Source organism: Anaerobiospirillum succiniciproducens DSM 6400, from assembly GCF_000482845.1.
Lineage (GTDB): Bacteria > Pseudomonadota > Gammaproteobacteria > Enterobacterales > Succinivibrionaceae > Anaerobiospirillum > Anaerobiospirillum succiniciproducens.
In genome coordinates this window covers 1-11682 of the sequence record NZ_AXWV01000093.1, presented here as the reverse complement: position 1 = coordinate 11682, position 11682 = coordinate 1, and the positions used below count along the sequence as shown (strand labels likewise).

9 protein-coding genes are annotated in these 11682 nt (G+C 38.1%); 4 read left to right on the top strand and 5 right to left on the bottom strand.

What is annotated here, in order from left to right; all coding sequences use genetic code 11:
* The first annotated feature begins 163 nt into the window (after positions 1-163).
* Positions 164-2110 carry an ABC transporter ATP-binding protein gene (locus tag H524_RS15515; RefSeq protein ID WP_084281761.1) on the top strand — a complete coding sequence of 649 codons (1947 nt, stop codon included), beginning with the start codon at positions 164-166 and terminating at the stop codon, positions 2108-2110.
* A 154-nt stretch (positions 2111-2264) separates the two neighbouring features.
* Here H524_RS15515 and H524_RS0110870 read toward each other — a convergent pair whose 3' ends face one another.
* Positions 2265-3458, bottom strand: coding sequence for a glycosyltransferase family 8 protein (locus tag H524_RS0110870; protein ID WP_027940238.1), 1194 nt, complete (start codon positions 3456-3458; stop codon positions 2265-2267).
* 348 nt (positions 3459-3806) lie between these two features.
* Between H524_RS0110870 and H524_RS15510 the strand changes: the two genes are divergently transcribed.
* Positions 3807-4532 (top strand): epoxyqueuosine reductase QueH, encoded by a 726-nt coding sequence (locus H524_RS15510; RefSeq protein WP_084281760.1) that lies wholly within the window; start codon positions 3807-3809, stop codon positions 4530-4532.
* A 120-nt stretch (positions 4533-4652) separates the two neighbouring features.
* On the opposite strand, the gene pyrE is transcribed toward H524_RS15510, so the two are convergent.
* Both pyrE and cysS read right to left on the bottom strand, forming a co-directional pair.
* Positions 4653-5294, bottom strand: coding sequence for an orotate phosphoribosyltransferase (gene pyrE, locus H524_RS0110860; protein WP_027940237.1), 642 nt, complete (start codon positions 5292-5294; stop codon positions 4653-4655).
* A gap of 271 nt (positions 5295-5565) precedes the next feature.
* Positions 5566-6939 (bottom strand): cysteine--tRNA ligase, encoded by a 1374-nt coding sequence (cysS, locus tag H524_RS0110855; RefSeq protein ID WP_027940236.1) that lies wholly within the window; start codon positions 6937-6939, stop codon positions 5566-5568.
* Positions 6940-7022: 83 nt separating this feature from the next.
* Here cysS and H524_RS0110850 point away from each other — a divergent pair, with 83 nt between their 5' ends.
* Entirely contained in the window at positions 7023-7526 is a 504-nt protein-coding gene (locus tag H524_RS0110850; RefSeq protein ID WP_027940235.1) for a peptidylprolyl isomerase, read from the top strand.
* Positions 7527-7649: 123 nt separating this feature from the next.
* Positions 7650-8441, top strand: coding sequence for a UDP-2,3-diacylglucosamine diphosphatase (locus tag H524_RS0110845; protein WP_027940234.1), 792 nt, complete (start codon positions 7650-7652; stop codon positions 8439-8441).
* A gap of 315 nt (positions 8442-8756) precedes the next feature.
* On the opposite strand, the gene H524_RS0110840 is transcribed toward H524_RS0110845, so the two are convergent.
* Positions 8757-9734: a hypothetical protein gene (locus H524_RS0110840; protein ID WP_027940233.1), complete on the bottom strand. Its 978-nt coding sequence runs from the start codon at positions 9732-9734 to the stop codon at positions 8757-8759.
* Positions 9731-10858, bottom strand: coding sequence for a DUF3696 domain-containing protein (locus H524_RS0110835; protein ID WP_027940232.1), 1128 nt, complete (start codon positions 10856-10858; stop codon positions 9731-9733). The genes H524_RS0110840 and H524_RS0110835 overlap by 4 nt, the downstream gene beginning before the upstream one ends.
* Positions 10859-11682: the final 824 nt, after the last annotated feature.

Sequence of the window (11682 nt, the reverse complement as noted above, 5' to 3'; positions counted from 1 at the left end):
GGCACTATCCGATTGATCATGGGAGTTTTACAAATAAGGAATTGTGAATAAATAATTTTATCGATTGCATTATGGCAACGACTCAGCATATCAGGTAATTTAATGTTTGCTAAGTTATGTTATTTATTCAAAGTTCCTATGCGCATTGTCTCTCGAGGTAAATATGAGCGATAAGATTGACCCAAAAGACAAGCAGCAGGTAGCTGACGACTTAAAATTGAAAAATGATTGCGCTCAAGAGCAAACTTCTAATGTAAGTGATGATCTTAAGCATGAGCAAGAAGTGGCTAGAGAGGCTGCAAAAGCACAATACCACCCATTAATTTTAAGTGATCTATCTAGCCAAAAGTCCACCTCATTTTGGCGAGGCTATAAGCTGTTTTGGCCATTTTTAAAGCCTTATTGGGTATTGGCATTAGTTGGTGTGCTGCTTACTATTCCAGTAGGTGCTCTTGATGCTGTCATTGCGTTATTCTTAAAGCCTTTTACCGATAATGTCATGGTAAATCAGCAGGTAGAGGCCGCATACTATGTGCCTATAGTCATCATTGGATTTACTATAGTACAGGGTCTTTTTATCTACGCTTCTTCCTTAGTAAATAGCTATGTAGGTGGCGCGATTAATTTGCTAATTAGAGCCAAGCTCTACGATAAGCTCTTATCCTTTGATAGTCGCTTTTATGATGCCAACAACTCGGGATCTGTAATTCTTCGTTTCTTTAATGATGCTGAATGTGCTTCAAGTGGTTTGATATCCAATATGAAGCTATTTTTAACTAAATTTTTCTCATCATTATCTTTAGTTGGCGTTTTACTTTATAACTCATGGCAGCTTACTATTGTCGCTATTGGTGTGGTTTGTTTCCTCATTCTGCCAATGCGCATTGTTCGTAAGCGAGTAAAGGGCATTGTAAATAAATCTGTATCCGCCTCTACAGGCATGATTACCTTATATAACGAGACCACTCAAGGTTCAAAAGTTATTAAGAGCTTTAATTTAAAGCAATATATGTATGCTCGCTTTTATGAGCAGGCGGACTTCTTATTTAAGATGAGTGTAAAGCTGGTTAGAGATACTAATTGGCTTTCCCCAGTGATGCATTTTGTTAGCTCTTTAGGTGTGGGTGCTGTTTTATACTTTGGCGTAGATATGATTATCAAGGGACAAATTACCTCAGGTGAATTTGTGTCCTTTTTAGCCGCATTAATCATGCTTTATACCCCGCTTAAGAGTATTGGCAATAATTACATTCAAGTTCAAAGTGCTTTATTAGCTTTAGACCGTATTAATGACTTGCTTGAGTATGAATCATTTGAAAGTGGCAAAAATGAGGGCTACAAAAAGCTCGATGGCATTAAAGAAAGCATTGAGTTTTCTCATGTAGCCTTCTCTTATACAGGTCAGGTTGATGTCTTAAAAGATATTAACTTTAAGGTAAAAGTAGGTCAAAAAGTAGCTCTGGTTGGTAATTCAGGAGGCGGTAAAAGTACGATATGTTCTTTAATTACTCGTCTTTATGAAATTAAGTCAGGTACTATTTTAATTGATGGTATTGATATTAAAGATTACTCCATTGAGTCTTTAAGAAGCCAGGTTGCATTTGTCTTTCAGGATAATTTCCTTTTTGCAGGAACCATTAGACAAAATATCTTATTTGGTAAATCAGATGCCACTGAAGAAGAGATCAATAGTGCGCTTAAAAGTGCTTATTTAGATGAGTTTGTGGCTTCTTTAAAAGATGGCCTAGACACTTATATTGGTGAGCGTGGCGTTTCATTGTCAGGTGGCCAAAAGCAGCGTTTAGCCATTGCTAGAGCCATTATCCGCAATGCGCCATTAGTTATCTTAGATGAGGCTACGTCCGCTTTAGATAATCGCTCAGAGAAGGTAGTGCAAAAAGCCTTAGATGAGCTCATGAAGGGCCGTACCACTTTAGTTATCGCCCATAGACTGTCAACCATTCGCGATGCTGATGTCATCATGGTCGTCAATGACGGCTACATTGTCGAAAAGGGCAATCACGATACGCTGCTCGCTCAAAACGGCGCTTATGCTACCCTTTACAACTCCCAGTTCAAGCCTAAAGAACAAGAGGAGGCTTTGCAATAGTCATGACGCACGTCATTCAATAGTAAATACATAAGTTTTGAGTTGCTGCCATCAAGTAGTTATTTATAAAAGTCTGTATATTCTTAGATGGCAGCATTAAATTGCGGTTGAGGAATGATTTAACCTAAATCATGTGTCTTTGCTTAAGTAAATCTTATTTAAGCATCAATAATATGAGAGTTATAACCTCAACTGCAGCTAGGCATGCAATAGCGCTAACAAGAACTTTTTTGTCCTTTTTGCGTCCCTTAATTAGCTTATTGATATTTTGCTGGTTTACGGAAATTTTATGATTTAAGAGACAGTCAATAAAATCATAGTTACGAATATCTACATGGGATAGTGAGGATAGTTCGATTGCAAACTCTGCTACCTTTGCGGCCTCAGCGTGCCATTCAAGTAAATATTTTCCCATGTTGTAGGTAGTTGGCAGATTTGAATAGGGGCACTCCATTCTTTCCCAAGGCTTAAATAAAGTGAAGTGACAAATTGCAGGGTCATTTGCTATCTGTTCAAATGTTTCTGCATCTGGTAAATCATTTTTGCAGGATAAATTTGTTTTTCCATTGCCTCTTAATGGTATTAATGAATATCTATTGTCTTTGTCATTGAACTTTAAAAAGAAATTGAATGTATGGAAGTTCCATCCCATATCAAGAATAACTTTGTTTTTAATTGTGTAGTTAAGTAAGTCTTGATCATGAGCTCTAGGAGAATAAGACTTTAAAATCTCAAGGCATTTGTCTGAGATATTCTGCGCACGCCACTCATTTAGATTGATCAGAAGAACACCGGCATTAAAGTACTCATGCTTGTTTATTATGAGAGGCTTTTTAAATGGTGTGTCTGGTTTAATATTAAGCTTGCTGTCCGGGATGTAATTTTCATCAATTGCATGCTCTACACAGGCTGCAAGAACGCTTCCTTGAAGGTTTGTTTGGTTAAACAGCTTGCGAATATCTTTTCTAACTAGAATATCGACATCTATATAAAGGATAGTGTCAATGTCTTTATCCAAAAGCTTATCAACAACAATTCTATAATAAGTGCTGTGAGATCCTTTTAGTTTTGGAGCACCTGCAAAAAGGTTAGGATCTACATGCTTAATTTCAAAAGAGATGGCAATCTTATCTTTATTTCTATTTGTAAATGATTGGCATTTTTCTTTTAAGATGTCCGTATTTACAGAATTATCTACAATAAGATTGAATATAATTCTGTCATCATTAGATACAGTCTGGCCACCATCTGAAGAGGATTCAAGGCTATCTATAATAGATTGGCATGCAACAAAACTATATGGAAGATAGTTATTGTCTGTTGCTAGGACAACGTTATAGTCATTCATCTATGTAACTCATTTGTTGACGTAAAAATCAATATATCTACTGTTTATAACTTTTTGCCTGAAGCAAAAAAAGCTGCTCATATCAGATACAGTGGTTTGATTGCCAAAACACTTATGTAGATTCATTTTATAGCAGAACATGAATTATTCATATTTAAAAAGCATCATGACATGAATATGATCATTGATATGTTAGTCAGTGACGTTTTTTATCGCTATATGGTTAATCCTTATCTAGAGGATTTATCATATCAGTTTTTATTGATGGTTCTTTGGGAAAATAGCTAGCTGCTGACCATTGCTACTCATCTTTTTTGATATTGATACTGATTTTGAGGATTACAGGGTATGCCTTTAACTTTACCTGAGGATTTTGGAAACACTCCTAAGCGTGAGCTGAAGATCCCTGAGGGAATGAACAAGCTTTTGATGCAGGTGTGCTGTGCACCTTGCTGTGGTGCAGTACTGGAGTGTTTTAAGTATCACAACATTAGCCCAACTTTGTTCTTCTATAACCCAAATATTCATCCTCGCAATGAGTATGAAAAGCGTCGTGATGAGTTAATTGAGCTAGCTAAGCTGCTTGGCTTTGATTACATCATCCCAGAGTATGACCCAAAGCCTTGGTTTGCTAAGGTTAAAGGGCTTGAAAAAGAGCCAGAGCGCGGTGCTCGATGTTCTGTATGTTTTGGTGATCGCATGCTTGCAACTGCTATGTATGCTAAGCAGCATGGTTTTAGCCATTTCACTACCACATTAGCAACTAGCCGCTGGAAGAACAAAAAGCAGGTGGATGCAGCTGGTATCGCAGCGCAAGAGGCCACAGGTGTACCATACTGGAGTGAGGATTGGCGTCGCGAGGGATTAGTTACCCGCCGTTATGAGCTTGTTAAGGAGTTTAACTTCTACAATCAGCTCTATTGCGGTTGCATCTACTCACGCGATAACAATGCCACTAGAACAGCTGATGCTGCTATTAAGAGCATCAAAGGCCCCGCCACTAAGGACATTTCCATGTCAGCAACAGCAATGGGTGAATCCTGTTCCTGCAGTGAAGACATGTGTCACTGCTAAAGGCTAGTAGTCCTTAGAAACAATCTAAAAGGTAACTATTGTTTAATCAAAAAAGGCTCCATCCGGAGCCTTTTTTGATGCTGCTAACTATGCACTTATGCACAGTACAGTATGGGCTTGTTATGCACCGTACTGTTCACGATAGGCGAGCATATCGTCAAGGTGAGCGCTTAATTCCTTATCATTCTCGATGTAGGTAACCAGATCGTCAAAAGATACGATAGAAACAATCTCAATTCCTAAGGTGCGCTTTGCCTCATCAATAGCGCTCTCATCACCTTGTCCTTTTTCCTTACGGTTAAGGGCAATTAAAGCTGCCTTAAAGTTAGCGCCGTTAGCCTTTATGATGGCATCTGACTCACGGATTGCAGTACCTGCAGTAATGACATCGTCGATGAGCATGATGTCACCTTTGAGTGGTGAGCCTACTAAATTACCGCCTTCGCCATGATCCTTAGCCTCTTTACGGTTAAAGCACCATGGAGTATTGATCTTATGCTCATTGCTAAGAGCCATAGCAGTAGCGCAGGCAAGTGGAATACCCTTGTAGGCAGGTCCAAAAAGCACATCAAACTTAATCTTGCTATCTACTAATGCATGAGCGTAGCAAGAACCTAAGGTGTAGAGATCCTCACCGGTGCAAAAACCGCCAGCGTTAAAGAAATAAGGGCTTTGACGGCCTGACTTTAAGGTGAAGCTGCCGAACTTAAGCACGCCACGATTTAAGGCAAGCTCAATAAATCTGCGCTGATAGTCTTGCATTGCGGATCTCCGTTGTAATAGCACTACTAGATTGGTGCGGATAACAATAATTAGCTATTAAGCAAGTGCACCAAGATACATGCATTATAAGGCAATTACATGCTGCATGCAGCTTAAACAGCAGCACTTACAAATTGAGAATGCATCATTTAGCTAGTAGAGGTGACTAATAAGGCTAAATAAGTACGCATAAAACAAAACAAGCAAGGCATGCATTGCATGCCTTGCTTGTAAAAGATGTTTCTAAGCGTGTTGCGAGCTATGAAAATACTTAGGCACGACGCCAGGTGGTGCCGTTAGGACCATCCTCTAGCACAACACCCATTTCAGTAAGTTTATTTCTAGCAGCATCTGCAGCAGCAAAGTCCTTATTTGCACGAGCAGCGCGACGCTCTTCAATGAGGCTTTCAATTAAAGCTACATCATCGTCTGCACCATCGCTCTGACCTTGCAGGAACTTTACAGGATCTTGAGTGAGTAAGCCTAAGACACCAGCAAGCTCAAGCAGGCGTCCTGCGAGGCCTTCTGCCTCGGTTCCTGATGAGGTGTTAACAGCCTTAGCAAGGTCAAATAGAACAGAGAGTGCTCCAGGAGTGTTGAAGTCATCATCCATGAACTTAGTGAAGCGCTCAACATACTCCTCACCACCACTTGCAGGGCCAGCCTTAACATCACGAAGTGCAGTGTACAGTCTTGCAAGAGAGGCACGGGCATTATCAAGATTGTCTTGAGAGTAGTTAAGAGGGCTGCGGTACTGAGCTGAGATTAAGAAATAGCGCACAGTCTCCGCATCGTACTGCTTGAGCACATCACGAATGGTGAAGAAGTTGCCTAAGGATTTAGACATCTTTTCATCATTAATCATTACCATGCCAGAGTGCAGCCAGTAGTTAACGTACTTAGTATCGAAGGCACAGCAGCTTTGGGCAATTTCGTTTTCATGGTGAGGGAAAATTAAGTCAGAACCGCCGCCATGAATATCAAAATGTTGTCCTAGCACTTTAGAGTTCATGGCCGAACACTCAATATGCCAGCCAGGACGGCCATTACCCCATGGTGACTCCCAGAAAGGCTCGCCCTCTTTTGCCATCTTCCAGAGAACAAAGTCAAATGGATTACGCTTAGTCTTTTCGACCTCAACACGAGAACCTGCCTCAAGCTCTTCAAGCTTTTGACCAGACAGACGGCCGTAGTTTTTGAATGCGTCAATAGCAAACATAACATCGCCATTGCCTGCAACATAAGCAAAGCCCTTTTTGATCAGTCTTTCGACTAATGCAATAATCTCAGGGATGTTGTCAGTGGCTCGTGGTTCTACATCTGGGCGGGCGATGTTAAGACGGTCAAAGTCTTCGTACATCTTAGTAATGAACTCTTCGGAAAGTTCTTTGGCACTCACACCCTTTTCGTTAGCACGCTTAATGATCTTGTCATCAATGTCAGTGATGTTACGAACGTACTTAACTTTAAAACCACGATAGCGCAGATAGCGGACAATCATGTCGAAACTTACGAAAGTTCTAGCATGACCAATATGACAAAAGTCATATACAGTAACGCCGCACACATACATACCTAATTCGCCTGGAGTGATTGGAACGAGGTCCTCTTTTTGACGAGTGATGGTATTGTGAATCTGTATCATTTTTCTGTCTCTTAGTTTTTGCTATTGTGGTACATTACAATCATAATAAATGAAACCTTAATTCTATCAAGCAAGGGATACAAATGGTAATCTTAAAGACAAACAAAGGTGATATTGTTATCGAATTAAACACCGAGAAGGCCCCAATCACCTGTGAGAACTTCTTAACTTATGTTAAGAACGGCCACTACAACGGCACCATCTTCCACCGTGTTATCAAGGGCTTTATGATCCAAGGCGGCGGTATGACCCCTGAGATGGATCAAAAGGAAACTCTTGCTCCAATCAAGAACGAAGCTGACAACGGTCTGAAGAACGATGCCTTCACTATTGCAATGGCAAGAACTAACGACCCTCACTCAGCTACTAGCCAGTTCTTTATCAACACCGTTGATAACGACTTCCTTAACTACAATGGTGATAACCACGAATGGGGCTACTGCGTATTTGGTAAAGTTGTAAAGGGCGAAGACGTAGTTGCCGAGATTGAGAAGGTTAAGACTGACAACCGCTCTTTCTACCCACACCGTGACGTTCCAGCTGAGCCAATCATCATCGAAAGCGCTGAAGAGATTGACTCCATCTAATGCTACGTAGCTAAGCATGCACTAGCATGCTATCTACATAACGTCACAAGGTCTGCCTATGCATATGTCAAAATATGTAGGCAGACCTTATTTTTATCTAAATATTAATTAGGAGAGTTCTCTTTGGCTGCTTTCTTTATAGCTGATCTGCATTTATCTGTGGTTTGCCCAGAACTAGTACATGCATTTGAAAAGTTTGCAGATGAGCTTAAAGATGGCGATGAGCTCTATATACTTGGCGACTTATTTAACTACTTTATTGGCATTGACGAGCACGACCAAGCTCAAGTAGCTGTTAAACAAAGCCTCGAGAGTGCAAGAGCACGTGGTGTAACTACATATTTTGTGCATGGTAATCGGGATTTTTTAATTAATAAGGAAGATGCTCTAAAGCTTAATATGACGTTGCTTGAAGATCATGTCCTAATAAATAAATCAAATACTCTAATTCTCGCTACCCACGGGGACTCATTTTGCACTAACGATCTTGCGTATCAGAAATACGCCAAAACCGTCAGCAATCCTCTTTACCAGTTCATTTTCCGTTGCCTACCAATGTCATTAAGAAGAAATATAGGTCAATGCATTCGAAATAAAAGCAAAGAAATGAACTACCAACGACGCGATCCCAATATCTACGGCATCGTTGTCGCCTCAGTTTCCGAAACTTTCACCAGCAAGCTAAATATCTTTAACCAAAAGCACCAAATATCATCCGAAGCCGGGCAAGTTAATCCACCTCATAAAATTGTTGTGCACGGCCACATCCACGATTTTTCTCAATTCAACCATGAATCCGCCGCTTACGATACACGCTATGTCCTCGGTGACTGGGGCAAAAACTATAGCTACCTTAAGCTAGACGATAATGGTGATATTTCCTTTGTTGAAATGACTTTAAACTTACTTATTTAAGTCATGCATTGTCTGTATTTTTAATTTTTAGCAATGCAAAAATTTAAGTAAAAGCGGTGTTAGAAAATTAACAAGCATCCACAGACCGCTTTTCAAAAGACTTCGACATGTACGCTTTATTATGTAAAACAATGACCTCAACATTTATACTAGATGATCTTGATGTGCATTAAATTAATCTCACCTTAAACAAAGCTAGTATATATGTGATGTTTTATGGCCGCTGCCGCTTGTTTTAGCTTAGAAACGCTTTTACAAATTTTTAATTTAAAATTTTACTTAACAAAAAAACATATCATAGTTATAAATTTGTGACTATAAGTGAGGGCCTAGTCGACAAATATATGTTTTCTTTTCTTTGTTATCTGTTTTGAAGTAAAGCCTAAATCCTCTAGCTAGCTTTATATGATCAAAACACACAACTTTTTCACCTGACATAGTGAAAAATGTTCTTTTTTTGACTTCATTATTGTTTTCGCGAATACTTTTAGATTCGCCGCTTACTTCGTGATTAAGTCCAAGCTCTCTTAGATATGATGCCCTGTATTCTTGAAATACATTATTTTTAAGTTTAGAAGTAAATTTTTCAAGAATGTAGATAGATTCTTTAAACTGTTTAAATAAAGTATCGTCAAATGGCCAATTTAGAAGGGTATCGCCAACTTCTTTTTTCAAAAAAATTAAGTTTGGATATAAAATATCACGCTGAGTCCATATGTCTTTTGCCTCTTTTAGTAAATTGTCTCTTAAGCTTTCTATATCCGCTCTATGACTTGAAAAACTATTTTTATCATAGATGTTTTTAATATAAGCCTGTTTTAAGCTGCATTCGTTAAGGCTCAATGATATATCGTAGACATAAATTTTTAAATGATCGCACATCCATGTTGGACAGGTTTGAAAGCTTATAATAAAGTTATTTAATATATATGCAGCAACAAGTGCGGGTAAAGACTCTTTAGTACAATCATTGATATATACCTCAATGCCATGACTACGGTCATTTTCTTGGGTAGAGTACTCTAATGGTTTCTTGGTTACTTTTGTTTTTAGCGCACATATTTCGTCTTTAAATTCATTTTTATAAATACGGCACCAATCTCTAACATAAAATTTGTTTGCTATCTCCAAATTCATTAATGTTTTGTCAATAGTAGTATCAGTTAAAACAGTAGAAATGCCATTTTGAGGCAGGTGTTGTAATATTTTAATGAAGTCTAAAAAACCATGTTTAGCAGACTCTATGTCGTTAAATTTTAGAGAGTGATGGTTTAATACAATACATGTGCTCATAATAACTCATCAAGATCCTTGTCCCACTGATCAAAGAAACCGTCTGGCCAGAGTGCAATCCGTCCTTCCTGGGATATCTCAGAAGTTGTTACTTCTGATGCAAACTCGTTTTTGATCAATTTTGCAGTAATAAAGAAAATAGAGACGTCATTACATGAAATTTTGTTTTGCTTTACTGCAATCCTAACGCCATTAAATAAATGATCAGAATGTGTTTCAATTATAACTTGTACGCCGTTTGCTGCTGCAATCGCATATAGTTTGCCGATAAGGGTTTGGGCAGCAGGATGAAGATGCGCTTCTGGATTCTCAACTATAAGTAAATCCCCAGGCTTTGCAGAAAGCACGGAGTTAATGACTGGAATAACCATTGATAGTCCAAAACCTACATTTATAGGATTAAATTGAGCGCGTCCATGAACATTTTTGACTCCAAGGTACGGCAGGCAATAATGTAAAAAAACTTTATTAATGATCTCGTTGTAACCCATATCGATCTTAAGAAAAGGAGTGAACTCCGACATCCATGCTCTCACATTTTCAATAAAATCATAGCTTGTAGCTTTCGGATGTCGTAAAGCATGAATTGGTAGTTCTTGCTTTTGCATCGAGTGCATATAGTGAGCTGTATATTCACCTTTTGTTCCGATAGACTCATTATGAAAAACATGGTAATCAGACGGGTCGTATCCGTCTTTAGGAGACTCTCTTTCTGCTGAAAGAAACTTTAACTTAATGTTGAATAGACTTTGTTTTGATAAAATATCTTGTGCAGCTATTTTATGATGTTCACTTACTTGAAGAAAGTTACTATTGTCGAGTAATTTATAAGAAAAAACAGATTTTTCTTGTACATCGCTCCATCTTAATATAAATGCAACTTCGTCATAGTCACGCCAATGGTTAATCGCGTCGATGCCTTTATTAATTTTTACGTAATCTCCATTAAGCAGTAATCCCTCGTTAATTACATTCTTCTCATAGCTTTGTCTTAGAAGAAGAAGACTTTGTATAAAAGTTGACTTTCCAACGCCGTTAACGCCAGATATAATATTTAAATTCTTTAATGCGAACTGAGCGCTTTTAAAAGCCTTGAAATTTTTTATTCCAACAAATTCAAGCATCCTATTAAATACCTTTTAAGTTCCAGTTATAAAATGTATGCTACATGAGTTCTGATTGGATAGCTAACAGTACACTGTTACTCTGTGCATTGGTCGATTTTAGAATTAAAATTCAAACAATCGGACAGAACTTGTCACCAACAAACGACCTCATCATAAGTTTGGGTGTATATAAATACGATTGTCGAGACTTTGGATTACAGATGAATATAGCCTATCAATGTCATTTTAGATATAAAAGTAAACGATTAATGTATTGTGATTTTGGCCTAATAATTAGATAGTGCATTGTTGCTCGTATGCGCATTCTTATTTCTTTTTAGATATATGCCTTGCATTAATGAATCTAGTGACAAAGGGGTAGAGATAGAATCTGTACTTAATAGGATAATTACGTATTATGCAATTATCTGGAATGGTTATTGATGATAGGTGCTATCAAAATAAGCTGAACAATGTTCAACTTGAAACAACTCGCAGTTTCTTATCGTAAATTTCCTCTAAAACGGTAACAACTGATCTTTAAAAATTAATATATTTTTCAGATTACATCAGGGGCAATCCAGCATATAAATGCGAGATTGCCCTTTATATTTGCCTATTGAAAAATTTAATAAAAATATTATAGAATAATGTACAAAATGGTAACATTTTATACGGAGTTTATATGGGGCATATTCATGATTAAAAGGGTATGTTAATGAAAGATGATTGCTGCTTATGCTCTCTGCAGGAAAAGCATCAGCTTAAATTGAATATTTCTTAAAATAATGAGGCACTTGTTACCGTTTTAGAGGAAATTTACGCTTATAGATACGGCTTTT

Excerpts from the sequence above, each read along its gene's own strand:
- H524_RS15515 (WP_084281761.1), top strand. The coding sequence starts at position 164 with ATGAGCGATAAGATTGACCCAAAAGACAAGCAGCAGGTAGCTGACGAC.
- H524_RS0110870 (WP_027940238.1), bottom strand. The coding sequence starts at position 3,458 with ATGAATGACTATAACGTTGTCCTAGCAACAGACAATAACTATCTTCCA.
- H524_RS15510 (WP_084281760.1), top strand. The coding sequence starts at position 3,807 with ATGCCTTTAACTTTACCTGAGGATTTTGGAAACACTCCTAAGCGTGAG.
- pyrE (WP_027940237.1), bottom strand. The coding sequence starts at position 5,294 with ATGCAAGACTATCAGCGCAGATTTATTGAGCTTGCCTTAAATCGTGGC.
- cysS (WP_027940236.1), bottom strand. The coding sequence starts at position 6,939 with ATGATACAGATTCACAATACCATCACTCGTCAAAAAGAGGACCTCGTT.
- H524_RS0110850 (WP_027940235.1), top strand. The coding sequence starts at position 7,023 with ATGGTAATCTTAAAGACAAACAAAGGTGATATTGTTATCGAATTAAAC.
- H524_RS0110840 (WP_027940233.1), bottom strand. The coding sequence starts at position 9,734 with ATGAGCACATGTATTGTATTAAACCATCACTCTCTAAAATTTAACGAC.
- H524_RS0110835 (WP_027940232.1), bottom strand. The coding sequence starts at position 10,858 with ATGCTTGAATTTGTTGGAATAAAAAATTTCAAGGCTTTTAAAAGCGCT.